The 26,693-nt window shown below is 62.8% G+C and carries 21 protein-coding genes; 13 read left to right on the top strand and 8 right to left on the bottom strand.

Translation table 11 applies throughout. From position 1 onward, the window contains the following. Nucleotides 1-43: 43 nt before the first annotated feature. A complete protein-coding gene (locus NKI66_RS24835; RefSeq protein WP_023813925.1) occupies nucleotides 44-1,558 on the bottom strand; it encodes a leucyl aminopeptidase in 1,515 nt (504 codons plus the stop codon). A gap of 246 nt (nucleotides 1,559-1,804) precedes the next feature. Here NKI66_RS24835 and NKI66_RS24830 point away from each other — a divergent pair, with 246 nt between their 5' ends. Both NKI66_RS24830 and NKI66_RS24825 read left to right on the top strand, forming a co-directional pair. Beyond that, entirely contained in the window at nucleotides 1,805-2,707 is a 903-nt protein-coding gene (locus NKI66_RS24830) for a LysR substrate-binding domain-containing protein (RefSeq protein ID WP_023813924.1), read from the top strand. A 244-nt stretch (nucleotides 2,708-2,951) separates the two neighbouring features. After that, nucleotides 2,952-4,409, top strand: coding sequence for an NCS1 family nucleobase:cation symporter-1 (locus NKI66_RS24825; protein ID WP_027161571.1), 1,458 nt, complete (start codon nucleotides 2,952-2,954; stop codon nucleotides 4,407-4,409). A 38-nt stretch (nucleotides 4,410-4,447) separates the two neighbouring features. Here NKI66_RS24825 and NKI66_RS24820 read toward each other — a convergent pair whose 3' ends face one another. The 5 genes from NKI66_RS24820 to tpiA all read right to left on the bottom strand — a co-directional run bounded on the left by NKI66_RS24820 (nucleotide 4,448) and on the right by tpiA (nucleotide 9,513). Next, nucleotides 4,448-4,984, bottom strand: a complete 537-nt coding sequence (locus NKI66_RS24820) for a DUF1697 domain-containing protein (RefSeq protein ID WP_023813922.1) — start codon at nucleotides 4,982-4,984, stop codon at nucleotides 4,448-4,450. 18 nt (nucleotides 4,985-5,002) lie between these two features. Further along, a complete protein-coding gene (gene pyrG / locus NKI66_RS24815; protein WP_081734993.1) occupies nucleotides 5,003-6,640 on the bottom strand; it encodes a CTP synthase in 1,638 nt (545 codons plus the stop codon). 137 nt (nucleotides 6,641-6,777) lie between these two features. Then, nucleotides 6,778-7,905, bottom strand: a complete 1,128-nt coding sequence (locus NKI66_RS24810) for a L,D-transpeptidase (protein WP_023813920.1) — start codon at nucleotides 7,903-7,905, stop codon at nucleotides 6,778-6,780. Nucleotides 7,906-8,116: 211 nt separating this feature from the next. Next, the gene (gene secG, locus NKI66_RS24805; RefSeq protein ID WP_352721540.1) at nucleotides 8,117-8,575 is read right to left on the bottom strand and encodes a preprotein translocase subunit SecG; all 459 of its coding nucleotides are present in this window, start codon (nucleotides 8,573-8,575) and stop codon (nucleotides 8,117-8,119) included. 170 nt (nucleotides 8,576-8,745) lie between these two features. Beyond that, a complete protein-coding gene (gene tpiA, locus NKI66_RS24800; protein WP_023812909.1) occupies nucleotides 8,746-9,513 on the bottom strand; it encodes a triose-phosphate isomerase in 768 nt (255 codons plus the stop codon). A gap of 145 nt (nucleotides 9,514-9,658) precedes the next feature. Here tpiA and NKI66_RS24795 point away from each other — a divergent pair, with 145 nt between their 5' ends. The 5 genes from NKI66_RS24795 to NKI66_RS24775 are packed head-to-tail and all read left to right on the top strand — an operon-like array spanning nucleotide 9,659 to nucleotide 15,071. Next, a complete protein-coding gene (locus NKI66_RS24795) occupies nucleotides 9,659-11,551 on the top strand; it encodes a SurA N-terminal domain-containing protein (RefSeq protein ID WP_023812910.1) in 1,893 nt (630 codons plus the stop codon). Beyond that, nucleotides 11,548-12,558: an anthranilate phosphoribosyltransferase gene (gene trpD, locus NKI66_RS24790; protein ID WP_023812911.1), complete on the top strand. Its 1,011-nt coding sequence runs from the start codon at nucleotides 11,548-11,550 to the stop codon at nucleotides 12,556-12,558. Before NKI66_RS24795 ends, trpD begins: the two co-directional genes overlap by 4 nt. Before the next feature lie 10 nt (nucleotides 12,559-12,568). Further along, nucleotides 12,569-13,381: an indole-3-glycerol phosphate synthase TrpC gene (trpC, locus tag NKI66_RS24785; protein WP_023812912.1), complete on the top strand. Its 813-nt coding sequence runs from the start codon at nucleotides 12,569-12,571 to the stop codon at nucleotides 13,379-13,381. A 2-nt stretch (nucleotides 13,382-13,383) separates the two neighbouring features. After that, nucleotides 13,384-13,866, top strand: a complete 483-nt coding sequence (gene moaC / locus NKI66_RS24780; RefSeq protein WP_023812913.1) for a cyclic pyranopterin monophosphate synthase MoaC — start codon at nucleotides 13,384-13,386, stop codon at nucleotides 13,864-13,866. Then, entirely contained in the window at nucleotides 13,866-15,071 is a 1,206-nt protein-coding gene (locus NKI66_RS24775; RefSeq protein WP_023812914.1) for a molybdopterin molybdotransferase MoeA, read from the top strand. The genes moaC and NKI66_RS24775 overlap by 1 nt, the downstream gene beginning before the upstream one ends. A 48-nt stretch (nucleotides 15,072-15,119) precedes the next feature. Here NKI66_RS24775 and NKI66_RS24770 read toward each other — a convergent pair whose 3' ends face one another. Continuing rightward, the gene (locus NKI66_RS24770; protein ID WP_023812915.1) at nucleotides 15,120-15,950 is read right to left on the bottom strand and encodes a hormone-sensitive lipase; all 831 of its coding nucleotides are present in this window, start codon (nucleotides 15,948-15,950) and stop codon (nucleotides 15,120-15,122) included. Nucleotides 15,951-16,259: 309 nt separating this feature from the next. Here NKI66_RS24770 and NKI66_RS24765 point away from each other — a divergent pair, with 309 nt between their 5' ends. The 4 genes from NKI66_RS24765 (at nucleotide 16,260) to lexA (ending at nucleotide 21,197) form a co-directional block, all read left to right on the top strand. Next, nucleotides 16,260-17,885, top strand: coding sequence for an AMP-binding protein (locus NKI66_RS24765; protein WP_023812916.1), 1,626 nt, complete (start codon nucleotides 16,260-16,262; stop codon nucleotides 17,883-17,885). Continuing rightward, nucleotides 17,882-18,718: a tryptophan 2,3-dioxygenase gene (kynA, locus tag NKI66_RS24760; RefSeq protein WP_031213580.1), complete on the top strand. Its 837-nt coding sequence runs from the start codon at nucleotides 17,882-17,884 to the stop codon at nucleotides 18,716-18,718. Before NKI66_RS24765 ends, kynA begins: the two co-directional genes overlap by 4 nt. Before the next feature lie 79 nt (nucleotides 18,719-18,797). Next, entirely contained in the window at nucleotides 18,798-20,045 is a 1,248-nt protein-coding gene (kynU, locus tag NKI66_RS24755; RefSeq protein WP_023812918.1) for a kynureninase, read from the top strand. A gap of 411 nt (nucleotides 20,046-20,456) precedes the next feature. After that, nucleotides 20,457-21,197 (top strand): transcriptional repressor LexA, encoded by a 741-nt coding sequence (gene lexA / locus NKI66_RS24750; protein ID WP_013531746.1) that lies wholly within the window; start codon nucleotides 20,457-20,459, stop codon nucleotides 21,195-21,197. Here lexA and NKI66_RS24745 read toward each other — a convergent pair. After that, a complete protein-coding gene (locus NKI66_RS24745; RefSeq protein WP_352753308.1) occupies nucleotides 21,191-23,641 on the bottom strand; it encodes a ComEC/Rec2 family competence protein in 2,451 nt (816 codons plus the stop codon). The two genes, lexA and NKI66_RS24745, sit on opposite strands and share 7 nt — an antisense overlap. A gap of 101 nt (nucleotides 23,642-23,742) precedes the next feature. Here NKI66_RS24745 and gltX point away from each other — a divergent pair, with 101 nt between their 5' ends. Beyond that, on the top strand, nucleotides 23,743-25,167 hold the full coding sequence (gene gltX, locus NKI66_RS24740; protein WP_023812921.1) for a glutamate--tRNA ligase: 1,425 nt from the start codon (nucleotides 23,743-23,745) through the stop codon (nucleotides 25,165-25,167). A gap of 185 nt (nucleotides 25,168-25,352) precedes the next feature. Continuing rightward, on the top strand, nucleotides 25,353-26,681 hold the full coding sequence (gltA, locus tag NKI66_RS24735; protein ID WP_027036654.1) for a citrate synthase: 1,329 nt from the start codon (nucleotides 25,353-25,355) through the stop codon (nucleotides 26,679-26,681). Nucleotides 26,682-26,693 lie beyond the last annotated feature (12 nt).

Here is a 26,693-nt window from a genome sequence, read left to right as displayed (position 1 = left end):
GTGCGGTTGAAGGCATCTTGTATTTGTCCGTGACGACGGGGGCCTAACTCATGTTGCGGGTGACCTGCACCCACTCTTCCAGCATCTGCACGCCAAATGCCGTGGCACCTTGCCTGCCGAGAGGCCGATCGGTGTCGGTCAGTTCCTTGCTGGCGATGTCGAGATGCACCCAGGGGCGATCTTCCGTGAAATGGCGCAGGAAGGCCGCGGCATAGGGAGCGTCGCCGTCCTCCATGTCCTTGGCATGATGCCTGAGGTCCGCGAACGGCGATTGCAGACCCTCATCATAGGCCCGGTCGAGCGGCAGCCGCCAGAACCGTTCGCCGACCGTTTCTCCGGCCGCGATCATCTGTGACGCGATGGCATCGTCGGTGCTGAACAGGCCGGCGAATATCGAGCCCAGGCCACGCGTCACCGAATAGGTCAGCGTCGCCAGATCGACGATCACCGAAGGGTTGAAGCGCGTGGCTGCATAGTGGAGGCAGTCGGCCAGAAGCAGGCGTCCTTCCGCATCCGTGTCGAACACTTCCACGGTCTGTCCGGACGCCGTCGTGATGATGTCGCGCGGTTTGAGCGCGGTGCCGGATGGCATGTTCTCGGCGATGCCGAGAACACCGACAACGTGTACCGGGCTGCCTTGCCGGGCGAGCGCGATCAGCAGGCCGACCACAGCGGCCGCTCCGCCCATGTCGGCTTTCATGTCGAACATCTGCGCTCCGCCCTTGATGCAGAGGCCTCCCGAATCGAAGCAGACGCCCTTGCCGACGAAAGCGAGTGGTTGAGCGGGCGCACCCTTGCCCCGGTAACGCAGGACAGCGACCCGGGGCGGGCGCGCCGAGCCCGATCCAACAGCAAGAAGCGCGTTCATGCCGAGCTCCTTCAGTTGCGCGGCATCGAGCATTTCGATGTCGATTCCGGCTTCACGCAGCGGCTCCAGATGATCATGGAAATTGTCGGGATGGAGATGGTTCGGCGGCAGGTTGACCAAGGTCCGCGCATATTCGACACCGTCGGCGATGGCATTGATCCGCGCCAGCGCCGCAGTCAGATTTGGGCCGCGGGCCCCGACCAGTTGCACCCGCAAGGTTCGATCCGCTCCTGCTCCTTGCCGCCGGTTGCGCATGTCGAAACGATAGCGGCGCAGCCGCATGCCAAGCGCGACACGCGCCAGGATTTCGGCTCCGGGCAGGTCAACGCCGGCGATGGGGTCCAGGACCAGGGTGGCCGCGCATTCTCCCTTGCCCTCCAGATGCGCGGCAAGCAAACCGCCGGCGCGTGCCAATGACAGGGCGGTTACGGTTTCAGCTTTGCCCAAGGCCAGGACGACCACGCGCTTAATCGATACGGCCTGAGGAGCAATAAGATCGATGCAGGTGCCGGATTCGGCCAAGGCGGCCGGGTCGGAGCAGGCGCGAGAGAGGATCCCGCTCATCTCGGCATCCAGGGCGACTGCCCGCGGGCCAAAGCCCGTGTGGGCAGTTTGCAAAATCACGACGACGGAGGTTTCCGCAGAAATCTCGTCCGCGGTCTCGAAGACCGGCGCTGGCGATTGAGGCATAGGCTGGCGCTCTCTCCAATTGCGGCAATACCAGCCGGTAGCGAGCAACGCTTCGCTCGCCCCGGTGGAGACTGGTCAAGCCGGTCTCCGCCGTTCGTGGTATAATGCCGGTCCCCAAACAGTCGCTTTCTTGAGACGACTTAATTGCTCTTGCCTTCTGGGTATCCCCTAACGGGGCAGGCGATCAAACGCGAATTCTGCCCATGTCGATTGACAAAAACTCAACTGACAATTCATGATCGGCCAATGGCCCTTCCCTCACTCAATGGCATGCGCGCTTTCGAGGCCGCCGCTCGCCTCGGCAGCGTCAAGGACGCGGCGGAAGAACTGCATCTGACACCCTCGGCTGTCAGCCGCCACATCCGCGCGCTTGAACGAAATCTCGGCCAGGACCTGTTCGAACGCGGTTTTCGCCAGATAACCCCAACCATAAGGGGCTCCTACTATGCGCGCAGCCTCTCGGAGGCGTTCGAAGCCATCTGGCGCGCCACCGATGACGTCAGCCTCTCCGAGGGGTCGCGCCACGGCAAGATCCAACGTGTGCGGGTCTTGTGCGTGCCCACCGTTCTGAACCTTTGGCTGGCGGATCGGTTGCCGAACTTTCGCCGGTTGCATCCGTCGGTGGATCTGGAGATTTCCACTTCAGGCAAGCGCGCCAACTTCGATTTGGCCATTGTCGACGAGTTCGTCTACAAGGCCGGCCCGGCTTTGACGCTGCTGATCCCGCTGCTTTTGACGCCGGTCTGTGCGCCTTCGCTTTTGGAGGGGCCTGTGCCGCTGCGATCGCCGGCCGATCTGGTCAATCATCATCTGATCCATGAATGCGAAACCATGAGATGGAAGCGTTGGCTGGAGCAGGAAGGCGTTCTGGAAACGACGCCAAAATCCAGCACAACACTGGATGATTGCACCTTGATCATGCGCGAAGCGATCAATGGCGCGGGAATAGCGCTCGCGGACACGATGATGGCGCAAGATTTTCTGCAGCAAGGCAAACTGGTCGCCCCGTTCCGTGCCCGCCACACCTATCCGGCCGGCATTTACCTGCATCAGCGTCGCAGCATCGGCAACAAACCAGGCACCGGCCTGTTTCAGGATTGGCTGCTCGCCGAAGTCGCGGATCACAAGCAGCTTATGGCCATCACCTAGATGGCCCCCTACCGAAGATGTCGGGAGCCACCGCTTCAGATTGGAATCCCAGCGTCGAACTTCGAATCATCCGTGCCGGGCTCAGCGATGACCCACCATCGCCGTGCATCGATAATCGCAGTTCTCATTGAATATCTTTAAGGCCAAAGCCGGCAAATAGGTTGCTTGTCGGTTCCCCTGCGGCAGGCTTAACCTGCACGCGGCCAACGCGTGAGGGCGCGTGCTGCAAAAGGGGAACATTGCCATGACGATACAGGGTGCTTCACCTGATCTGTACAACGAGGATCTGGCTCCGGCCAAAGTTCGAAACTGGGGGCCATTCTCGATCTTCAACGTCTGGACGTCGGACGTCCACAGCCTTTGGGGCTACTATCTTGCCGCCAGTCTGTTCCTGTTCTGCGGCGGCTTTGTCAATTTCATCATCGCCATAGGCATCGGATCGCTGATCATCTACGCGCTGATGAACATGGTCGGCTATGCCGGCGTGAAGACGGGCGTGCCCTACCCCGTGCTTGCCCGCGCCTCTTTCGGCATCTGGGGCGCCAACATACCGGCACTGGTGCGCGCCATCGTCGCCTGCTTCTGGTACGGCGCGCAGACGGCCGCCGCCTCGGGCGCGATCGTGGCGCTGCTGATCCGCACGCAGTGGTTCGCCGATTTCAACGCCAGCACGCATTTCCTCGGCCATACCGGCCTGGAGGTGATCTGCTTCGTGGTCATCTGGGGGCTGCAACTGCTGATCATCCAGAACGGCATGGAAACGGTGCGCCGCTTCCAGGACTGGGCCGGCCCCGCGGTGTGGGTGATGATGCTGATCCTGGCGATCTATCTCTGCGTCAAATCCGGGAGATTTGCCTTCACCAGCGACATCCCGATGGACGTGTTGCTGGACAAGACGAAGGACGCGGGCGTGCCCGGCACGCCCGGCTCGTGGACTTCGCTGTTTGCGGTGGCAGCAATCTGGGTCACCTATTTCTCGGCGCTCTATCTCAACTTCTGCGATTTCGCCCGTTACGCGCCGGACAAGGCATCGCTGCGCAAGGGCAACATCTGGGGTCTGCCGATCAACCTCATCCTGTTCTCGCTGGTCGCCGGCGTCACCACCATTGCCGCCTTTGACGTCTATGGCGAAGTGCTGCTGCATCCCGACCAGATCTCGGCGAAATTCGACAGCTGGTTCCTGGCGGCGCTCGCAGCCCTGACCTTTGCGGTTGCGACCCTGGGCATCAACGTGGTCGCTAATTTCGTCTCGCCGGCCTTCGACTTCTCCAACGTCTTCCCCAGGCAGATCGACTTCAAGAAGGGCGGCTATATCGCGGCCGTCATTGCCCTGCTGCTCTATCCCTTCGCGCCATGGGAAGGCAGTGCCGCTTCCTTCGTCAACATCATCGGCGCGACGATGGGGCCGATCTTCGGGGTGATGATGGTCGACTACTACCTGATCCGGAAGGGTGAGGTCGACGTCGAAGCGCTTTACCGCGAAGACGGCGAGTTCCGTTTCCAGGGCGGCTGGCACGTCAATGCCTTTATCGCCGCCGGCATCGGCGCCATCTTCTCGTCGATCCTGCCCAACTTCACCAACTGGCTGCCGTCCTGGTGGGGCGTCTATGGCTGGTTCTTCGGCGTGGCGATCGCCGGCATCATCTACTACGTGCTGCGCACCGCCGCTTTGGGCGCCGGCGCCAGGACCGCGAAAGCCTGACAAGGTGAATTTTGGGGCGGCGAGAGCCGCCCCAAAACCTACCCGAGCATCTCGGCCAATCTGCGCACTGTGTTCCAGTTGCGCGACGTGCCCGTGCCCAAGCGCTTGTGATTCATGGCCGCGAGCAGCCGCGAGCTTGTCCTCTCGCGTGAAAATACGACCCAGATGTCGCCGCCGACCGAAGTCACTTTTTCATCCTCGCCGGCATAGGCTTGGAGCCCCTTCACGGCCTCCACGGGCGCAGGCTTGCGCATCACCCGTACGGCCACCTGATCGCCTGTTTTAGCCGAATCGGCCGGGAACGGATTGCCGGCGGCAAGCTTCAGCCAGTCCTCGGCACCACGCACGATGATATCGACATGGCGGCCGAAGGTCTTTTCGAAGACTGTTTCCAGCCGCCGTTCGAGGTCGGCGATATCAGTTGCTGGCGCCTCGAAGACCAGATTGCCGGTCGCCACCAGCGTGCGCGAATTCTTCAACCCGAAATCTTCCGCCATGGCCTTGAGGTCGGCCATGACGACCCGGCGGCCCTCGCCCAGGATGATGCTGTAAAGCAGCGCGACATAGGTCTGCATTGCCGCCCGACCTGATCGCTACACCAACCGGCTCTGCTCCACCGCCGCCTCGATGAAACTGGCGAACAGCGGATGCGGGTCGAGCGGCCGGCTTTTCAGTTCCGGATGATATTGCACGCCGATGAACCAGGGGTGGTCTGGATACTCGACCGTCTCCGGCAGCACGCCGTCGGGCGACATGCCGGCGAATACCAGGCCGCAATCCTCGAGTCGCTCCTTGTAGTCGATATTGACCTCGTAGCGGTGGCGATGGCGCTCGAAAATCTGTGTGTCGCCGTAAATCTCGGCGATCTTGGAGCCCTTGGCGAGTTCGGCCTGATAGGCGCCGAGCCGCATCGTGCCGCCGAGATCGCCGGTTTCCCGGCGCTTCTCCAGCATGTTGCCTTTCAGCCATTCGGTCATCAGGCCGACGACCGGTTCCTCGGTCGGACCAAACTCGGTCGAAGACGCATGTTCGACGCCGGCCAGCGACCGCGCCGCCTCGATGCAGGCCATCTGCATGCCGAAGCAGATGCCGAAATACGGCACCTTGCGCTCGCGCGCGAACTTCGCCGCCAGGATCTTGCCTTCGGCACCGCGCTCGCCAAAGCCGCCGGGAACCAGGATGCCATGCACCTTTTCCAGCCATGGCGTCGGATCCTCCTTTTCAAAGATCTCCGATTCGATCCAGTCGAGCTTGACCTTGACGTGGTTGGCCAGGCCGCCATGCGAGAGCGCCTCGATCAGCGATTTGTAGGCGTCTTTGAGGCCGGTGTACTTGCCGACGACGGCGATGGTCACCTCGCCTTCCGGATTGTGGATGCGGTTGGACACCGCCTGCCACGGCTCCATGCGCGGCTTCGGGGCCGGATCGATGCCGAAGGCGGCCAGCACTTCCGAATCGAGCCCTTCCTTGTGATAGGCCATCGGCACGTCGTAGATGTGCGGCACGTCGAGCGCCTGGATCACAGCGCTCTCGCGGACGTTGCAGAACAGCGACAATTTTCTGCGTTCTTCCTTGGGGATGGCGCGGTCGGCGCGGACCAGCAGGATGTCGGGCGCGATGCCGATGCCGCGCAGCTCCTTGACCGAATGCTGAGTCGGCTTGGTCTTCAGCTCGCCCGCTGTCGGGATGTAGGGCATCAGCGTCAGATGCACGTAAACGGCGTTGTTGCGCGGCAGGTCGTTGCCGAGCTGGCGTATCGCTTCCAGGAACGGCATCGCCTCGATGTCGCCGACCGTGCCGCCGATCTCGCAAAGCACGAAATCATAGTCGTCATTGCCGTTGAGGACGAAATTCTTGATCTCGTCGGTGACGTGCGGAATGACCTGCACGGTTGCGCCGAGATAATCGCCGCGCCGCTCACGCTCGATGATGTTCTTGTAGATGCGGCCGGTGGTGATGTTGTCCTGCTGATTGGCGGAGCGGCCGGTGAAGCGCTCGTAATGGCCAAGATCGAGATCGGTTTCCGCGCCATCATCAGTGACGAAAACCTCGCCATGCTGGTACGGCGACATCGTGCCCGGATCGACATTGAGGTAGGGGTCGAGTTTTTTGATGCGTGCGCGATAGCCTCGCGCCTGCAGGAGAGCCCCAAGGGCCGCTGCGGCTATGCCTTTTCCAAGTGAGGAAACCACGCCGCCTGTGATGAATACATATCGCGCCATGGGAGTCATCGCTTAACGCGGCCGGATTGATTCCGCCAGAGAAAAAACCACCGCGAAGGTTTTTTCCCAAGAAGGCGCTCGGATCGTGAACAGGGCAAAACAAAAGGGCCGGCTGAGCCGGCCCTTTCGGCAGGATGACGAAAACGTCAGATGATGACGACCTTGGTGCCAACCCTGACGCGGCTGTAGAGGTCCATGACGTGCTCGTTGATCATGCGGAAGCAGCCATTCGAGGCGCTGGTTCCGATCGACTGCGGCGCGATTGTGCCGTGGATACGCAGATGCGTGTCCTTCTTGCCGTCATAGAGGTAGATGGCGCGGGCGCCGAGCGGGTTCTGGCCACCGCCGGGCATGCCGTCCTTGTACTGGCCATAATGCTTCGGCTCACGCTTCTGCATGTCCAGCGTCGGGATCCAGCGCGGCCATTCCTGCTTGTCGCCGACCGCAACCGTACCCTTGTACTGCAGACCCTCGCGGCCGACCGCAATGGCGTAGCGGCGGGCGGTGGAGGACGATTCGACGAGGTAGAGGCGCCGCGCACTGGTGTCGATGACGATGGTGCCCGCATCGTAACCGCTGAATTCCACGTCCTGCGGCACGAATTCCGGCTTCACCTTGAACTGCTTCTTGGCTTCCCTCTTGGCGAGCACCTGGTCGAGAGCCCGTGTCTCAGGGAGATAGCTTATCGAAGACCCGGACGAGGTCCCGCCGAAGAGACCGGCGAACAGACCACCGTTGCTCGGCTGCTTCTGGCCGATGACCTCGCTGCGCAGCTCGCCATTGTTGCCGGTCAAGGCGACGTTCATCGCCTCTGCCGGAAGCGGCTCTGCCGATTGGATCGGCGCGATCGGTTCGATAGGCTCGATGATCTTGGCAACCTGCTTCTTGGCCGGCTTGGCATCGGCCACCTCGGTTGCCGGCGCGCTCTTGCCCTTCTTGGCAAGGAACGCCTGCCGTTCAGCGTCGGCCTTGGCCTTGGCCGCCTCGCGCATCGCCAGTTTCCTGGCTTCGAGCGCCTTGGCTTTGGCGGCCTCCTTGTCGGCAACGATCTTGGCCTCGATCTTCTTGATCTGGGCGAGGTCGTCGGGCGTCGGGTTTTTCTTCTTCTTGAGAAGCTTCAATTGCGACGCGTCACTTTTGACGGCGACGTTGATGGCGGAGGTTGTTTCAACCGAAGGCTGTGCGGCCATATTGGCCGGAACGCCTGCGAAAGCGGGGGAACTCACGCCGAGTGCGGCGCAAAGTCCCAGGAAAATGAAGCTGCGAAGCTGCATGGCGAAGATCCGATCGTTCTATGCTTGTTGCCACGGCGTCGCCCAGCGCCCCCCAAGGGCGCCGGAAATGCCGCACGCAATCTATAGTCGAATAAGCGCGGGCGCCTCAAGCGCGAGGCCATGCCTCACCTCGTCGAATCTTCGTGATCTCGCCGCATTTGCCGCGACTGTGTTCAAACGACCACAGATCGCGGTTTCAGGGGCCCGAAGACTATTGGTTCGGCACCTGCGGGGCCGCCGGCGCGGCGGGAGCCGTGCCGTTGGTCGCCGGCGGCGTCGAGCCGGCGGCAGGCGCAGTCGCCGGAGCCGCGGCGTCGTTGCCGGAAGGCGCCGTCGGCGTGGTGCTGCCGGCGGGCGCCGGGGTGGTCGTGCCGGGCAATTGGTTGAGCACGCCTTTGCCTGCGCCGTCCGACGTCGCCGGCACGCGGTCGAGGATATCGATCGGCTTCTCGCCGTAGCGGGCGACGATCGACAGTGTCAGTGACGTGGCGAAGAAAGCGGCCGCCAGGATCGCCGTCGCACGCGTCAGCGCATTGGCAGCACCACGCGCGGTCATGAAGCCGGATCCGCCACCGATGCCGAGGCCACCGCCTTCGGAACGCTGCAGCAGCACCACGCCGACAAGGGCGAGCACGACCATGAGATGGATGACGATCAGTACGGTTTCCATAGTTTATCCTGGCAAGGCCTTGCCCGGCCGCGGACACGACCGGTGAATTGGAGGCGGCTCAATACAATGCTTTGACGGCATTTCCAAGCCCGTGGCCGGAATATGGGAAGCAACCCGTCCTTTGCAACGATTTCGTGTACCGGAAGCCCTGTCCGACGCAGCGAATGTCTTCAGGCAATATTGCGATAGGCCTCGGCGATGCCGAGAAAATCCGCCGCTTTCAGGCTGGCGCCGCCGACCAGCGCGCCGTCGACATTCCTGACGCCGAGCAATTCGACCGCGTTGGAGGGCTTGACCGAGCCGCCGTAGAGAATGCGCATCTTCGCCGCGACGCCGCCGAGCTTTTCCGACAGCTTTTCGCGGATATGTGCATGTGCTGCCGCCACATCGCCGGCTGTCGGCGTCAGGCCGGTGCCGATCGCCCATACCGGCTCATAGGCAATGATGGTGTTGGACGGGGTGGCGCTTGGCGGGACCGAACCATCGACCTGCCGCGACAGCACATCCAGCGTGGCGCCCGCTTCACGCTGTTCATGCGTTTCGCCGACGCAAATGATGGCAACAAGCCCGGCACGCCATGCGGCGGATGCCTTGGCCTGGACAGTGGCGTCATCCTCGCCGCGTTGCTCGCGGCATTCGGAATGGCCGACGATGACATGGCTCGCACCGGCATCCCTGAGCATTTCCGCCGAGATGCAGCCGGTGTAGGCGCCGCTCTCCTTGGTATGGCAATCCTCACCGCCGGCATGCACCGGCGTGCGTGACAGGATCTCCGCGGCGTGGGCAAGCAGGGTCGCGGGAACGCAAACCAACGCTTCGGTCTCCGCATCAAGTCCGCTCATGAAGCCGTTGCCGATCATCCTGAGCTCGTTGAGCGAGGCACTGGTGCCGTTCATTTTCCAGTTGCCGGCGACGAGCGGGCGAATTCCTGGCGTCATGGGTTTGCTTCTCCGGATGATATCGGGGCTCTGGCCCTCACTACCAAAATCAGGCCACAAAGCAATCGACAGTGGGCCGGAAGGGCGCTATTGCGCTTGTTTCAGACTCGGCGCATGCGAAAATGCGCATAAATCGGAAGTAAAAATGCTTGGTATATTGAGAAGCGCGGCAGGCACCTGGGTCGCGAAAGGGCTGTTGGTGCTGCTGGTGCTCAGCTTTTTGGTCTGGGGCGTTTCCGGACGGCTGATGGGCGGTTTGGCTGGCCATGATTCGGTCATAACGGCTGGCGGCACCAAAGTGTCGATCAACGAATACCGTCTCGCCTACGATCGCCAGCTCGCCGTCATGTCGCAACAGTTCGGCCAGCGTCTCAGCCACGAACAGGCAAAGGCGCTCGGCGTCGACAACCAGGTGTTGGCTCAGCTCGTCTCTGGTGCCGTTCTCGACGAACAGGCCCGCAAGCTGGGCCTCGGACTTTCCAAGGACCGGCTGGCCGAGTTGACGCGCGAAGACCCGGCATTCAAGGGCCCGGGCGGCCAGTTCGACCGCAGAACATTCGAATACATGCTGCAGCAGATTGGCATGCGGCCCGAGGACTATCTGAAGAACCGTGCCCAGGTGGCGGTGCGCCAGCAGATCGTCGAGGCTGTCTCGGATGGCCTCAAGGCTCCGGACACTTTCTTCAAGGCTGTTGCACTCTATCGCGGCGAAGACCGCACCATCGACTATTTGACGCTGCCCAAGGCACTGGTCGAGCCGATCGCGGCACCGTCCGATAGCGTGCTCTTGGCCTATTTCGAAGCCAACAAGAAGACATATGCGGCACCCGAATACCGCAAATTCTCCTATGTCCGCCTCGAACCCGTCGACATCATGGACACGACCGCCGTCACCGACAGCCAGGTCAGCGACGACTACAACAAGAACAAGGCGCGTTACACCACGCCGGAACTGCGCACCGTCGAGCAGCTTGTATTCAAGACGCCGGATGCGGCCAAGGCCGCACTCGATTCGCTCAAGGCCGGCGCCACCTTCGACAAGCTGGTCACGGCGGAAGGCAAGACCCCGGCCGACACGCTGCTCGGCACGCTTGCCAAGGACAAGATTGCCGACAAGGCGGTCGCCGGCGCGGCCTTTTCGCTCAATGCCAATGAAGTCAGCCAGGTCGTGCAAGGCGCCTTCGGTCCGGTGCTGCTGCGCGTCACCGAGATCAAGCCCGAGGTGGTGAAGCCACTGGCCGAGGTGTCCGATCAGATCCGCAAGGATCTGGCGCTGGGCGAGGCAAGCCGCATCCTTCTGGACGTGCGTGACAATTACGATGACACCCGCGCCGCCGGCAGTTCGCTGGCAGAGGCCGCGGCCAAGCTGAAGCTGAAGGTCGTCACCATCGACGCCATCGATCGCAGTGGGCTGCGGCCAGATGCAAGCATCGTCAAGGACCTGCCGCAATCGCCGGAGCTGATCAAAGCGGTCTTCGACGCCGAACCCAACACGGAAAACGATGCCTTGACCACAGCCGACAACGGCTTCGTCTTCTATGAGGTGGCGTCCATCACGCCGGCTCGCGACCGCACGCTGGATGAGGTTCGTCAGAAAGCCGTCACCGACTGGACCGCGGCGGAAATAAGCAAGCGGCTGGCCGCCAAGGCTGACGAGCTGGAAAAGCGGCTCAAGGCCGGCGCAACGCTCGATGTCATCGCCAGCGAACTGAAGCTCGAAAAGCAGACCAAGCGCGGTGTTAAGCGTGAGGCTGACGACGTCGACTTCGGTAAGGAGGGTGCGGCAGCGATGTTCGGCGTTGGCGAAGGCGGCACCGGCCTGATCCCCTCGCCCACCGGGGACGGGCAGATCCTGTACAAGGTCGCCGAAGTGTTCGAGCCCGCCGGAGCCGATGCCAGCTCGGTGCCGGATGACGCACAGAAATCCTTCACCTCCGGCATGTCGGATGATCTGCTCGATCAGTTGGTGGCGCAGTTGCAGACGCAGTACGACGTTCGCATCGATCAGGCCGCCGTCGCCCAAGCCTCGACAAGATGAGCGCGCTGAAAACCCATATCGCCAAGATCGCGACCGGTAGCGCGCTTTCCTTTGAGGAAGCGCGCGAGGCCTTCGACATCATCATGTCGGGTGACGCGACCCCCGGCCAGATCGGCGGTTTCCTGATGGCGCTGCGCGTGCGCGGCGAGACGGTGAGCGAGATTTCCGGCGCCGTCGCAACCATGCGGGCCAAGATGCTGCACGTCGACGCGCCCACCGATGCCGTCGACATCGTCGGCACCGGCGGCGACAATTCTCACAGCGTCAACATTTCGACGGCATCGGCCTTCGTCGTTGCCGGCAGCGGCGTGCCGGTTGCCAAACACGGCAATCGCGGCCTGTCGTCGCTGACAGGGGCAGCCGATGTGCTGGTGGCGCTCGGGGTCAAGATCGACATCTCGCCCGATTTCATTAGCCGTTGCATCCACGAGGCAGGCGTTGGCTTCATGTTCGCGCCCGCGCATCATCCTGCGATGAAGCATGTCGGCCCGACCCGCGTCGAACTCGGCACCCGCACCATATTCAACCTGCTCGGGCCGCTCTCCAATCCGGCCGGCGTCAAGCGGCAGCTGGTCGGTGTGTTCCTGCCGGAATGGATCCTGCCGGTTGCCGAGACACTGAAGGCGCTGGGTGCCGAGCATGTCTGGGTCGCCCATGGCGACGGCTATGACGAGATCACCACCACCGGCGAGACGCAGGTCGCCGAACTGATCGGCGGCGAAATCCGCAGCTTCACGCTGACCCCTGAAGCGGTTGGGCTGGCGCGCCATAGCAAGGATGAGTTGCGCGGCGGCGATGCGGACTACAACGCCAAGGCCTTGCGCGATATGCTGGGCGGCGGCGCCGGCGCCTATCGCGACACCGTGCTGATGAACGCCGGTGCCGGACTGGTTGTGGCCGGCAAGGCGACGACGCTTGGCGACGGCATCGCGGCGGCGGCGCAAGCCATCGATAGCGGCCGTGCCCTGCAAGTGCTCGACAGGCTGGTCGAGATTTCGAACGGATAACGGATAGAGCGTGTCTGACATTCTTCGCAAGATCGAGGCCTACAAGCGCGACGAGATCGCGGCGGCAAAGGCACGCGTGCCGTTGGCCGAAATCAAGGTCCGGGCAAAAGATGCCGACGCACCGCGCGGTTTTCTTGCCGCACTGGAAGCGAAGCGCAAATCCGGCGCCTTCGCGCTGATCGCCGAGATCAAGAAAGCGAGCCCCTCCAAGGGTCTGATCCGTGCCGATTTCGATCCACCGGCTCTGGCGCAGGCCTATGCCAAGGGTGGTGCTGCCTGTCTTTCGGTGCTGACCGATGCACCGTCCTTCCAGGGTGCGCCTGAATTTCTCACCCGGGCGCGAGCCGCCGTCGCGCTGCCGGCGCTGCGCAAGGATTTCCTGTTCGATCCGTATCAGGTCTACGAAGCCCGCGCCTGGGGCGCGGATGCCATCCTGATCATCATGGCCAGCGTCGACGACGCCCTGGCGAGCGAGCTCGAGGCGACGGCGTTCGAACTCGGCATGGATGCACTGGTCGAAGTGCATGACGAGGCCGAGACGCAACGCGCGCTAAAATTGTCGTCGCGGCTGATCGGCATCAACAACCGCAATCTGCGCACATTCGAGACCAGCCTCGACACTTCAGTGCGGCTGGCGACGATGGTTCCGGCCGACCGCTTGCTGGTCAGCGAGAGCGGTATTTTCTCGCATGACGACTGCCTCAGGCTGCAAAAGAGCGACATCGGCACTTTTCTTGTCGGCGAGAGCCTGATGCGGCAACAGGACGTCACCGCGGCGACGCGCCTGCTGCTGACAGGCAAGGCTTTGGCCGGGGCTATCTGACGATGGTATCAGGTCTTACCCATCTCGGCGCGCAGGGCGAGGCCAACATGGTCGATGTCGGCGACAAGGAAGAAACAACGCGCACGGCGATTGCCGAAGGCTTTGTCGCGATGCAGCCCGAGACGCTGAAGATGATCCTCGCCGGCAACGCCAAGAAGGGCGATGTGCTCGGCACAGCGCGCATCGCCGGTATCATGGCGGCGAAGAAGACGCATGAACTGATCCCGCTCTGCCACCCGCTGCTTTTGACCAAGGTTTCCGTCGACATCGAGCCCGACCATGCTTTGCCGGGCCTGAAGGTCACCGCGCTGGCGCGCGTCACCGGCAAGACGGGTGTCGAGATGGAAGCGCTGACCGCCGCTTCGGTGGCCTGCCTGACCATCTACGACATGGCGAAAGCAGTCGACCGCGCTATGGTCATCACCGGCATCCGCCTGGTCGAAAAGACGGGTGGCAAGTCGGGTGACTACAAGGCGAGCGCCTGATGGCGCTGGTTCCTATCGCGGAGGCGCTTGAACGCCTGCTCGATGGTGCGGCACCTCTAGCCGGCGAAAGCGTTCCTCTGTTCGAGGCGGTGGATCGTGTTCTGGCGGAACCGGTCGTTGCTCTTCGCACCCAGCCGCCTTTCAATGCTTCCGCCATGGACGGCTATGCGGCGCGCGCCGCCGACGTCACGTCGGTCCCATCCAGGCTGTCGGTGATCGGCATGGCGCCGGCTGGACGTGGCTTCGACGGCACGGTCGGCCAGACGCAGGCCGTGCGCATCTTCACCGGCGCGCCGCTGCCCGAAGGCGCCGACACCATCGTCATCCAGGAGAATGTCCGCGACCTCGGCGGCGGCGAAATCGAAGTGACCGAGCCGACGGCGCAATGGCGCAATATCCGCCGCATCGGGCTCGATTTTTCAACAGGCGACATGCTGCTGGAAAAAGGCCGCTTACTCGACCCGGCGGCACTGTCGCTGGCAGCATCGGCCAACCATCCTCGGGTCAGCGTGGTGAAACGGCCGCTGGTCGCCATCGTCGCCACCGGCGACGAATTGCTGCCGCCGGGCAGTGATCTCGGCCCGGATCAGATCATCTCATCGAATGCCTATGGCGTCGCTGCCACCGCACACTCGGTCGGCGCCCGCGCGCTCGATCTCGGCATTGCCGCCGATCGCAAGGAGGCTATCGCTGCCCTGATCAGACAAGCGGTCGCGGCCGGTGCGGATGTCATCGTGACGCTTGGTGGCGCCTCGGTCGGCGATCACGACCTGATCCACGACGTGCTGACCGGCGAAGGCATGACGCTCGGCTTCTGGAAGATCGCCATGCGCCCCGGCAAGCCCCTGATGTTCGGCCGCCTCGGCGACATCAGGTGCATCGGCCTGCCCGGCAATCCGGTGGCAAGCCTGGTCTGCTCGCAGTTGTTCCTGAAGCCGCTGCTGGCGCGGCTCGGCGGCCGCAATCATCGCCAGGACGTTCGCCAAGCGCGATTGGGCGCCGCAATGCCGGCCAATGATTTGCGCCAGGACTATGTCCGAGCCGTGGTCAGGGAAGATGACGGCGTACCGGTGGCGACGCCGTTCGGTATCCAGGATTCCTCGATGCTGAGAATGCTGGCCGACGCCAACGGGCTGATCGTGCGGGCGCCGTTTGCCCCTGCAGCAGCTGCTGGCGAGGCTTGCAGCGTTTTGATGCTGCGCTGAGGAATCCCAGACAAGCCACTCATAACAGACGAGAAAGTGATCCCGGCTCTAGTTCGAGATCAAGCTCTGCGTCAGCGGATGCGCCGGGTCGGCAAGGCCGTCGACAATGCTGTAATGATGCCGGTCGGGCTCGACCACGACGCTGGTGGTGGCGCCGAGGCCGGTCCAGATGTTGGCAAGCAGCGCATTCTGGCGCAGGAATTCGGCGCGCTCGCCGCCACCGGCCCAACAGGTGATGCGGGCGCCATTTATCGGGCGCAGCAGCGCCGGGCTTTCAGCCAGCGCCTCCTCTTCGTCGATTGCCAGTTCCTTGTTCATGCCGGTGCGCATGATCGGACGCAGGTCATGCAAGCCTGAAATCGAAACGACGTGGCGTATGCGCCGCGCCACATCGGCAGCCAACGGCGTGGTTGTCGTCACCATCCGGGTGGCGAGATGGCCGCCGGCCGAATGTCCGGTCAGCATCAGCGGTCCGTCGACCATTGCCGCTGCCTCGCCGATTGCCGCCCCAATCTCCCTGACGATGCCGGCGATGCGTATGTCCGGGCACAGCGTGTAGGACGGCATCGCAACGGCAAAACCGTTGCTGACCGCGCCATTGGCAAGGTGAGACCACAAACTCTTGTCGGTCTCCAGCCAGTAACCGCCATGGATAATCGCCACCAGCCCTTTGGGCGCGGCACTAGGAATGAAAAGATCGAGCCGATTGCGCGGCCCTTCGCCATAGGCGATGTCGAGCCGTGCCCGGCCCTGCGCCGACAGCGCATCACGGAATGCTTGCGCCGGCTTCGCCCATGCGGCCGGCCAGCGATCACTGCCGGCGATATTCGCACCGTTGGCATAGGCATCATCCCAATCGACGATGTGACGTTCGAACATCTGCGCCCTTCCCCAAGACGGCATCGCTACTTGCTAGCAATGGCCACCGCCATGCCATGCGTCAATGCCCTGAGCAAAAACATTTTAGGCTTGAAACAAATTTCGACTGGTGCGATCCTGCCCCAACGAACAGCCGACAATGGGAGGTCTGCTGTGCTGCCCGAACCTGCAGATGTTCACCCTTTCTGGGCGCATCTCAGCAGGTGCGATGGGTAGTACGAAGCTTCCTCAGAGCAGGACCTTAGGATCCACTACATCCGGCCAAGGCGCATCGCGCACTGGTCAGGCAGCAGACGGGATAGCGGCGACATGCTTGGGCCTTCAGCGCATATCGACACGTTCACGCGCGATCACCTGCCGCCGCCGGAGCAATGGCCTGAAATCCTGCTCGACGGCTTCGACTATCCCGAACGCCTCAACGCCGGTGTCGAACTGACCGACAGGCTGGTCGAAAAAGGTCTCGGCGACCACACCGCCCTGATCGGCAATGGCCGCCGCCGCACCTACAAGGAACTGTCCGACTGGACGAACAGGCTGGCCCACGCGCTGGTCGAGAATTATGGCGTCGAGCCCGGCAACCGGGTGCTGATCCGCTCCGCCAACAACCCCGCCATGGTCGCCTGCTGGCTGGCTGCCACCAAGGTTGGCGCCGTGGTCGTCAACACCATGCCGATGCTGCGCGCCGGCGAACTCGCCAAGATCGTCGACAAGGCCGAGATTACCGTTGCGCTGTGCGACACCAGACTGATGGACGAGATGACTGCCTGCGCCAAGGACAGCGCGTTCCTCAAGCAGGTCATCGGTTTCGACGGCACCGCCAACCATGATGCCGAACTCGATCGTGCCGCTCTCGACAAGCCGGTGACGTTCACCGCAGTCGACACGGGCCGCGACGATGTCGCCCTGCTCGGCTTCACCTCGGGCACGACAGGCGTTCCGAAGGCGACGATGCATTTCCACCGCGACCTCCTGATCATTGCCGACGCCTATGCACGCGAAATCCTGGAGGTGACGGCGGACGACATCTTCGTCGGCTCGCCGCCGCTGGCCTTCACCTTCGGCCTTGGCGGGCTCGCTATCTTTCCCCTGCGCTTCGGTGCGGCGGCGACGCTGCTGGAGCAGGCGACGCCACCCAACATGATCCACATCATCGAGACCTACAAAGCGACGATCTCCTTCACCGCGCCGACTGCCTACCGCGCCATGCTGAAGGCCATGGATGAAGGTGCCGACCTGTCGTCGCTGCGCGTCGCCGTTTCGGCCGGCGAAACCTTGCCCGCCCCGGTTTTCGAAGAGTGGACGCAAAAGACCGGCAAGCCGATCCTCGACGGCATCGGCGCCACCGAAATGCTGCACATCTTCATCTCCAACCGCTTCGATGACATGAGGCCTGCGTCGACCGGCAAGCCGGTGGGCGGCTATGAGGCGCGCATCGTCGATGACGAGATGCGCGAGGTGCCGCGCGGCACGACCGGCAGGCTGGCGGTGCGCGGCCCGACCGGCTGCCGCTACATGGCCGATGACAGGCAGAAGGAATATGTGCGCGACGGCTGGAACCTCACCGGCGACACCTTCACGCAGGACGAGGACGGCTTCTTCCATTTCGCCGCACGCTCCGACGACATGATCGTCAGCGCCGGCTACAACATCGCCGGTCCCGAGGTCGAGGCGGCGCTGCTGGCGCATCCGGACGTCGCCGAATGCGCGGTGATCGGTGCAGAGGACGCCGAACGCGGCCAGATCGTCGAGGCGCATGTCGTGCTGGTGCAGGGCGTCGCGCCCGACGCCCTCACCACCAAGCGCCTGCAGGACCATGTCAAGGCAACGATCGCGCCCTATAAATATCCGCGATCGGTAAAATTCATCGCCGCTCTGCCCAAGACCCAGACCGGAAAGATCCAGCGCTTCCGGCTGCGCACGGAGAAAATCAATTGAGCCAACCGTACGATCCGGCGTCCGAAGGCGCCCAGATGTCGTTCAAGGAGCGCATGTCCTACAGCGACTACCTGCACCTGGAGAAAGTGCTGGAGGCCCAGACGCCGCTGTCATCGGCGCATGACGAGATGCTGTTCATCATCCAGCATCAGACCTCCGAGCTCTGGATGAAGCTTGCTCTGCACGAGATTGGCGCCGCGATCCGTTCCATCCGCGCCGACCGGCTCGAGCCGAGCTTCAAGATGCTGTCGCGCGTTGCGCGCATCTTCGAGCAGCTGAACAATGCCTGGGACGTGCTGCGGACGATGACGCCCAGCGAATACACCGAGTTCCGCGACGCGCTCGGCCAGTCCTCGGGTTTCCAGTCCTGGCAGTATCGCGCCATCGAGTTCATGGCCGGCAACCGAAACCTGGCAATGCTCGGGCCGCACAAGCATCGGCCCGACCTGAGCGGGAAGCTGGAAGCGATCCTGGCCGAGCCGTCGCTCTATGACGAGGCACTGCTGCTTTTGGCGCGCAACGGATTCGACATCGGTGCCGATGCCAGGCGCACGGACTGGCGTGAGACGCGAACCGAGAATGAAGAGGTGCTGGTCGCCTGGCAGACCATCTACCGCGATCCGCAGCGCTACTGGATGTTCTACGAACTGGCCGAGAAGCTGGTCGACTTCGAGGACTACTTCCGCCGCTGGCGCTTCAACCACGTCACCACGGTGGAGCGCATCATCGGCCTGAAACGCGGCACCGGCGGCACGTCGGGTGCTTCGTATCTGAAGAAAATGCTCGAGGTCGTGCTGTTCCCGGAGCTGTGGACGGTCCGCACCCGGCTCTGACGTCGAAATGAAAACAGGCACACCGAGGGGACGCGCTGTGGCGGAAAACCCTTCGCGAACAACCGGGGACTGACCGACCATGAGTGGAATTCCTGATCTCGCCGCAGTCGAAGCGATGGATGCCACGGATCCGCTGCGGGCCATGCGCGACCGTTTCATTCTGCCGGAGGGGATGATCTATCTCGACGGCAATTCACTGGGGGCAGCGTCTCATGCCGTTTTCAGCGAGCTGCAGCAGGCGGCGACCCAAGAATGGGCCCAGGATCTCATCCGAGCTTGGAACACGGCCGGATGGTTCGAGATGCCAATCGAACTCGGCGACCAGCTCGGACGCCTGATAGGAGCCGCGGCCGGCCAGACCGTTGTCTGCGACACGACATCGACCAACATCTACAAGGTGCTGCACGCGGCGATGGAGATGCGGCCCGGCCGGTCGGCCATCGTCGCCGAAGGTGACAGTTTTCCCACCGACCTGTACATCGCCGAAGGCGTGGCCTCGACCCGGGATGGCGTCCTGCTGCGCCTCGCGGGTGTCGACGCGCCGACCATCGAAGAGCTGATCGACGAAAACGTCGCGGTGGTGCTGGTCAATCACGTCAATTACAAATCGGGTGAACTGCGCGACATGGCGGCGCTGACGCGCAAAGCTCATGCGGCCGGAGCGCTGATCGTCTGGGATCTTTGCCACACCGCCGGCGCCCTGCCCGTCGAGCTCGATCACGCAAATGCCGATTTCGCCATCGGCTGCACCTACAAGTACCTCAACGGCGGTCCGGGCGCACCGGCCTTCATCTATGCCGCGCAGCGCCACCACGGCGATATCAGCCAGCCGCTCAGCGGCTGGTGGGGCCATGCGCGGCCCTTTGCCTTCGAACGGGGTTATGTTGCCGGCACCGGCATCCGCCGCTTTTTGTGCGGCACTCAGCCGATCCTGTCGATGCGGGCGCTCAAAGGCGCGCTTGCCATCTGGAATGACGTCGACATGGCGGCATTGCGAAAGAAGAGTGTCGCGTTGACAGAACTGTTCATCCAGCTCGTCGAAGCCAGGTGCGGCGCCTACGGTCTCACGCTGGAGACCACCCGCGACGCGACCAGGCGCGGCAGCCAGGTGTCGTTCCTTCACGATCACGGCTATCAAATCATGCGGGCGCTGATCGAGCGCGGCGTCATCGGTGATTTTCGTGCGCCATCGACCATCCGTTTCGGCTTCACGCCGCTCTATGTCGGCTACAAGGATGTGTGGCTGGCGGTTGAGGTGCTGGAGGGTATTCTGCGCACGGGCGCATGGAAGGACCGCCGTTTCGCGGTCAAGGAAGCCGTTACCTGACGCAACGATCCCCGCGATCCACCGCCGCCGCCCTCACTGCCTGGCAGATGACGGAGGGCTGAATTTCCAGCCACAAATGCCAACAGACGTTGGCGTTTTGGCTCCGTTTCGTTCACGGCAAACGAACGTCCCGAAGATTGATATCGTCCTTTGTGGAGGTCGATAGACTGATAATGCCAAGCCTTGGGTCGAGGATGAGCCACAGGTCATTAACCATAATAATTTCAATGGGAACAGGCGCATCGCCGTGCCTAGCGCCTGTTGATCGCGACCCGCTGGCAAGCGCCAAATAATTTCAGCAGCCTTAACAAATTCATTAAACTTTAAACGGTTGCAGAACACAACTGGAACAGATAGGGTTTGTTCTGGGTTTGTTTTTCGATTCTGGTTTCAGGTAACCTGGGGGCCGCCATGCTGACGCGCAAGCAACATGAACTGCTGATGTTCATCCATGAACGCCTGAAGGAGAGCGGCATTCCGCCATCCTTCGACGAGATGAAGGAGGCGCTTGACCTTGCCTCCAAATCCGGGATTCATCGGCTGATCACCGCACTTGAGGAGCGCGGCTTTATTCGCCGGTTGCCCAACCGGGCACGCGCGCTGGAAGTGCTGCGATTGCCGGACTCGATCGCGCCCGGTCTCAACGCGGCAAAGAAGTTTTCGCCAAGCGTCATCCAGGGCAGTCTCGGTCAGGGTGGCGCCCTTGGCCGGCAGATCAAGCCGGCGCCTTCGCGGATGCCCTCGCCCGGCAATGATGACGATGCGGTCTCCGCCGTGTCGATCCCGGTCATGGGCCGTATCGCCGCCGGTGTGCCGATCGATGCCATCCAGCATCAGACGCATTCGATCTCGGTGCCGCCGGACATGATCATGGGCGGCGCCCACTATGCGCTGGAGGTCAAGGGAGACTCGATGATCGAGGCCGGTATCTTCGACGGCGACACCGTCATCATCCGCAATGCCGACACGGCGAGCCCCGGCGAGATCATCGTGGCGCTGGTCGATGAAGAGGAAGCGACGCTGAAGCGGTTCCGCCGCAAGGGCGCTTCGATTGCTCTCGAAGCCGCCAATCCGGCCTATGAAACCCGTATTTTCGGCCCGGACAGGGTCAAGGTGCAAGGCAAGCTCGTCGGCCTGATCCGCCGCTACTGAGGCGGCTGTGGGTTGGCCGCTGGCTTCTCCGGTTTCTTGAAGGGTGCCAGCCCCCTTGCCTCACGAGAGTATTTGCGTTGCGTGTGCCAGGGCCGATATGGGCTGTCCACCGCGAAGCTGATCGTCGCCGGCGTGGTCGCCGATTGGCGATCGAAGAAGACCGCGGCACTGCCTTTGCGAGCCAGTTGCCGCTTGGTGATGACGAGAACCAGCGGATTGTGACAGGCGTCATACGCGGTGGCGTCATTGATGACGATCAGCTCGGCGAAGCCGCAGGCTTTCCAGGCGTCCTTGCGGTCCTCGACATAGGCAATGATCGCACCGGACATGTGCCTGGCCACGCAAACGCCTGAGGAGCAATAGAACGGCGATCCCAGCGGCAGATCAACGGCATCCGCGACATCGAATTGCCCATCGCTGTTGTCGAACACCTCTGGCACGACGATGGTTTCTGATGTCAGGGCGCGTTTCCAGTTGTCGACGGTGTATTCGTTCGGCCGTTCCCGGCTGACGGCAAGCTCGCCGCCACCGATCGGCAACGCCACCAGCCGGGCGTCTTCCGAGATTAGCACATCCGGCGTGCGCGTATCCGAGACGGTCAGCAAGCCTGCCAGCGCGAATGGCAGAGCAGCGAGCCGCAGCCAAGTTGTCGCCATTGTCGCGATGACCAGGGCAATTGCCACCAACAGGACCGACTGCTGCGAAATCAGCCCGACCCCATCGACAGGCGAACGCTCGGAGATCCAGCCTGATATGGCGATCATCATCGTCAGGCCCTTACCCATCAGGTAGAGAGCCGGCCAATCCAATCCGAAAGGCATCAACAGCGCGCTGGCGACGGCCAGGAACATGACGACGGTGACGATCGGCATTACCGCGAGATTGGCAAACAGGCTGAGCGGCGAGACACGCTGAAAATGCCAGATGGCAAACAGCGTCGTCGCGCTTCCCGCGATGATCGAGGTCATGGCAAGGCCGGTTGCCGCCAGCAGGAATTTTCGCGTCAGGAAACCGGGCACGGATCGCTTTGGCGGCGGCGGTCTTGCTTTTCCCGCGCGGTGATCCGCCCAGCCGGCATAGGCGCCGACCAGAGCCGCGGTCGCGGCGAACGACATCTGAAAACTCGGGCCGACCACCTCATGCGGCGACACCACGATGACGGCGATCGCCGAGATCGCCAGATTGCGCATGGTGAGTGCTGCTCGATCGAACAGCACGGCAATCAGCATCACCGCCAGCATGATGAAGCTGCGCTCGGCGGCAACGACGACTCCCGAGATGATGAGATAGGCCGCGATCGAGAACAGTGCGGCGGCGGCGGCATACTTCTTGACCGGGCGACGCGCGGAAAAGTCGGGAAACAAGGCGAAGGCGCCGCGCAGCAAACCCATGATGGTGCCTGCGACCAGAGCCATGTGCAGTCCCGAAATGGAGATGATGTGGTAGATGCCGGTACGTCGCATCGCCTCATTGATGTCATCGGGAATGCCGGCGCGCACGCCGACGATCAGCGCCGCGGCGATCTCGCCTTCGGCGCCGCCGACGCTCGCCCTGATATGGTCGGCGATGCCTTCACGGGCATTTTCCACGCTAGAGGAAATTCGGGCCGGCAGCGGCATGTCGCCGTCATCGTTGACGACAAGCTTTGGATTGCCGAGAAAGAACCCGCTGCCACCGATGCCGGCAAAGTAGCTGTCGAAGGAGAAGTCATAGCTGTCCGGCCGCACCGGCCCGGTCGGCGGCAAGAGCTTGGCATATCCGGTGATGAGGGAGCCGGCGGTCACGTCAGCCGGGATCTTGCGTGCCGAAAGCCGCACCCGTTCCGGCGCATAGCGCAGTTTCGGTCTTGCGGTCGATGTCACGTCGATGGTCAGCCGGATACGGCCGGTTTCCATCCGGTCGAGCGAGACGACGCGGCCGGTGACTTGCGTCGAAATTTCCGAGCCCAACATTTGTGTGCCCGCACGCCACGTCTCGACCTTGGCAGCAAGCAGTCCTAGGGCGCACAAAAGTGCCGCCATGAAACACAGATGGGTCTTTGGCCATGAGCGCGAGACCAGCGCACAGATCCCCGTCAGAATGACAACCGCGACAGGTCTCGCAAAGTCGGGTTCAGCCGTCAGCGAAAAATAGCCGATCGCTCCGATCGCCAGGCAGACCGGCACCAGCAGGAAGGCCACGCCCCGGTCGAGTTCCAGGCTCGCCGCCGTGTTCACGCTGTGGCGCAGGCGAGGCAGTGATGTCAGGCTGATTTGCCGGCGCACGCGAACGATCCTGCCGGTTTCGGCAACAGGAACAGAGGCGGCGACATCCGCTTGTAACGGCGCTTGGCCGGGATCCGGCAGGAGGGGCGACGGCAATGGCAGAGGCGCAAAGAGGGACCGTTCGCTGACGCCGATGGCAGCGTCCTCGCCCTGATCCGAGCCCCAGCCTCGTCCAGCCATCGGGTCTGCCCCTTGCGCCCTCGACACCCTATGCTACATGAACGCCGGGCGCGCGAAAGTCCGCGCAACCGCACCCGCTTCAGATGGTTTCCGAGAGTTCCATGTCCGACAAGGTCGTCACCCGTTTTGCCCCCTCGCCCACCGGCTATCTGCACATAGGCGGCGCGCGCACGGCGCTGTTCAACTGGCTGTATGCAAAGCACACTGGCGGCACGATGCTGCTGCGCATCGAAGACACCGACCGTGAACGCTCCAATGAAGCCGCGACGGCTGCCATCCTCGACGGGCTTTCCTGGCTTGGCCTGAGCTGGGACGGCGAGCCGGTGTCACAGTTCGAGCGTGCGCCGCGCCACCGCGAGGTGGCGGAGGAGCTCGTGCGCATGGGCATGGCCTATTATTGCTATGCCACGCCAGCCGAACTGGAGGCCATGCGCGAGGCTGCCAGAGCCAAGGGGCTGCCGCCCCGCTATGACGGCCGCTGGCGCGACCGCGACCCCTCTGAGGCGCCCGCAGGCGTCAAGGGCGCCATCCGCATCAAGGCGCCGACCGAAGGCGAGACCATCGTCCATGACCGTGTCCAGGGCGAGGTGCGCTTTCCCAACAAGGATCTCGATGACTTCATCATCCTGCGTTCTGACGGCAATCCCACTTACATGCATGCCGTCGTCGTCGATGATCATGATATGGGCGTCACCCATATCATTCGCGGCGACGATCATCTGACCAATGCCGCTCGCCAGACCGTGATCTACAACGCCATGGGCTGGGACGTGCCGTCCATGTCGCATATCCCCCTGATCCACGGCGCCGATGGCGCCAAGCTGTCGAAGCGGCACGGCGCGCTTGGCGTCGAGGCCTATCGCGCCATGGGCTACCTGCCGGAGGCGCTGCTCAACTACCTGGCGCGCCTTGGCTGGAGCCATGGCGACGACGAGATCATGTCGATCAAGGATATGATCTCGTGGTTCGACATCGGCGATGTCAACAAGGGCGCGGCGCGCTTCGACTTCGCCAAGCTGGAGGCGATCAACGGCGCGCATATGCGCCGCATGAGCGATGCCGAACTGTTCGACATCTTCATCGCCACCCTGCCCTATCTCGAAGGTGGCCCGGCGATCGCCGCGCGCCTGAACGACAGCACCAAGGCGCAGTTGCTGGCAGCGCTTCCGGGCCTGAAGGAGCGCGCCAAGACACTGGTCGAGCTCGTCGATGGCGCGGCCTTCCTGTTCGCCACGCGCCCCCTGCCGATCGACGACAAGGCGGCCCTTCTGCTTACCGACGATGCCCGCAAGATCCTGCGCAGTGCTCACGAAGCTTTGAACGGGCTTGCGGGTGACTGGACAGCCGCCTCGGCGGAGGCGGCGATCCGCGAGGTGGCAGCGGCCGGCAGTCACAAGCTCGGCGCGGTGGCCCAGCCTTTGCGCGCTGCGTTGACCGGCAAAAGCACCTCGCCGGGCGTGTTCGATGTGCTCGCCGTGCTCGGCCGCGAGGAAAGCCTGGCGCGCATCTCAGATCAAATCGATTAGGAGCAAACTGGCCCAAGAAGATTGGCATTGAAAGGCGGGTTTCGCAGTGCAACATTAGGCCTTGGCCCAATCTGGCACGCACCTCCTGAGATGCGGTGGCGAATACGCGCATTGCGGTGATTTTCGACGTGTCGCTCTGCAGAATTTTGCCTTTGCCGGCATGAGGAAACAAGAAGGAGTTTGCAATGACCGAAGCTGCGAAAAAAATGGATTTGGGCGGCAAGACCCAGGAGGCCACGGCAACGCTTGCATTCGCCGGCAAGACCCATGAATTCAAGGTGCGAAGTGGTTCGGTCGGGCCTGATGTCATCGATATCGCCTCGCTCTACTCAACCACCGGCGCCTTCACTTACGATCCCGGCTTCACCTCGACGGCAAGCTGCGAGTCCGAAATCACCTTCATCGACGGCGACGCCGGCATCCTCCTGCACCGCGGCTATCCGATCGACCAGTTGGCCGAACATGGCGATTTCCTCGAGGTCTGCTATCTCCTGCTCTACGGTGAATTGCCGACCAAGGCGCAGAAGGACGACTTCGACTATCGCGTGACGCGCCACACCATGGTGCATGAGCAGATGTCGCGCTTTTTCACCGGCTTCCGCCGCGACGCGCATCCGATGGCGGTGATGTGCGGCGTGGTCGGCGCGCTGTCGGCCTTCTACCACGACTCCACCGACATCTCCGACCCCTACCAGCGCATGGTTGCCTCCATGCGGCTGATCGCCAAGATGCCGACGATCGCGGCGATGGCCTACAAATACCACATCGGCCAGCCGTTCATTTACCCGAAGAACGAGCTCAACTTCGCCGCCAACTTCCTGCACATGTGCTTTGCCGTGCCGTGCGAGGAATACAAGATCAACCCGGTGCTGGCGCGCGCCATGGAGCGCATCTTCATTTTGCACGCCGACCACGAGCAGAACGCCTCGACCTCGACCGTTCGTCTCGCCGGCTCGTCGGGCGCCAACCCGTTTGCGTGCATCGCCGCCGGTATAGCCTGCCTGTGGGGACCGGCGCATGGCGGCGCCAATGAAGCGGCGCTCAACATGCTTGGCGAGATCGGCCATGTCGATCATATCCCCGAATTCATCGCCCGCGCCAAGGACAAGGACGACCCGTTCCGCTTGATGGGCTTTGGCCACCGCGTCTACAAGAACTACGATCCGCGCGCCAAGATCATGCAGAAGACGGCACATGAGGTTCTGGGCGAGCTCGGCATCAAGGACGATCCGCTGCTCGACATCGCCATGGAGCTGGAAAAGATCGCGCTGACCGATTCCTATTTCATCGAGAAGAAGCTCTACCCGAATGTCGACTTCTATTCCGGCATCACGCTGAAGGCGCTGGGCTTTCCCACCACCATGTTCACCGTGCTGTTCGCGGTCGCCCGCACCGTCGGCTGGATCGCCCAGTGGAAAGAGATGATCGAGGATCCGCGCCAGAAGATCGGCCGCCCGCGTCAGCTCTATACCGGCGCACCCGAGCGTGACTACGTGCCGATCGCCAAGCGGTGAATTGGGAGTAGG

Source organism: Mesorhizobium sp. M0518 (assembly GCF_040321125.1).
Taxonomy (GTDB): domain Bacteria; phylum Pseudomonadota; class Alphaproteobacteria; order Rhizobiales; family Rhizobiaceae; genus Mesorhizobium.
This window is presented reverse-complemented; position numbering and strand designations above follow the sequence as displayed.

Excerpts from the sequence above, each read along its gene's own strand:
- NKI66_RS24835 (WP_023813925.1), bottom strand. The coding sequence starts at position 1,558 with ATGCCTCAATCGCCAGCGCCGGTCTTCGAGACCGCGGACGAGATTTCT.
- NKI66_RS24830 (WP_023813924.1), top strand. The coding sequence starts at position 1,805 with ATGGCCCTTCCCTCACTCAATGGCATGCGCGCTTTCGAGGCCGCCGCT.
- NKI66_RS24825 (WP_027161571.1), top strand. The coding sequence starts at position 2,952 with ATGACGATACAGGGTGCTTCACCTGATCTGTACAACGAGGATCTGGCT.
- NKI66_RS24820 (WP_023813922.1), bottom strand. The coding sequence starts at position 4,984 with ATGCAGACCTATGTCGCGCTGCTTTACAGCATCATCCTGGGCGAGGGC.
- pyrG (WP_081734993.1), bottom strand. The coding sequence starts at position 6,640 with ATGACTCCCATGGCGCGATATGTATTCATCACAGGCGGCGTGGTTTCC.
- NKI66_RS24810 (WP_023813920.1), bottom strand. The coding sequence starts at position 7,905 with ATGCAGCTTCGCAGCTTCATTTTCCTGGGACTTTGCGCCGCACTCGGC.
- secG (WP_352721540.1), bottom strand. The coding sequence starts at position 8,575 with ATGGAAACCGTACTGATCGTCATCCATCTCATGGTCGTGCTCGCCCTT.
- tpiA (WP_023812909.1), bottom strand. The coding sequence starts at position 9,513 with ATGACGCCAGGAATTCGCCCGCTCGTCGCCGGCAACTGGAAAATGAAC.
- NKI66_RS24795 (WP_023812910.1), top strand. The coding sequence starts at position 9,659 with ATGCTTGGTATATTGAGAAGCGCGGCAGGCACCTGGGTCGCGAAAGGG.
- trpD (WP_023812911.1), top strand. The coding sequence starts at position 11,548 with ATGAGCGCGCTGAAAACCCATATCGCCAAGATCGCGACCGGTAGCGCG.
- moaC (WP_023812913.1), top strand. The coding sequence starts at position 13,384 with ATGGTATCAGGTCTTACCCATCTCGGCGCGCAGGGCGAGGCCAACATG.
- NKI66_RS24775 (WP_023812914.1), top strand. The coding sequence starts at position 13,866 with ATGGCGCTGGTTCCTATCGCGGAGGCGCTTGAACGCCTGCTCGATGGT.
- NKI66_RS24770 (WP_023812915.1), bottom strand. The coding sequence starts at position 15,950 with ATGTTCGAACGTCACATCGTCGATTGGGATGATGCCTATGCCAACGGT.
- NKI66_RS24765 (WP_023812916.1), top strand. The coding sequence starts at position 16,260 with ATGCTTGGGCCTTCAGCGCATATCGACACGTTCACGCGCGATCACCTG.
- kynU (WP_023812918.1), top strand. The coding sequence starts at position 18,798 with ATGAGTGGAATTCCTGATCTCGCCGCAGTCGAAGCGATGGATGCCACG.
- lexA (WP_013531746.1), top strand. The coding sequence starts at position 20,457 with ATGCTGACGCGCAAGCAACATGAACTGCTGATGTTCATCCATGAACGC.
- NKI66_RS24745 (WP_352753308.1), bottom strand. The coding sequence starts at position 23,641 with ATGGCTGGACGAGGCTGGGGCTCGGATCAGGGCGAGGACGCTGCCATC.
- gltX (WP_023812921.1), top strand. The coding sequence starts at position 23,743 with ATGTCCGACAAGGTCGTCACCCGTTTTGCCCCCTCGCCCACCGGCTAT.
- gltA (WP_027036654.1), top strand. The coding sequence starts at position 25,353 with ATGACCGAAGCTGCGAAAAAAATGGATTTGGGCGGCAAGACCCAGGAG.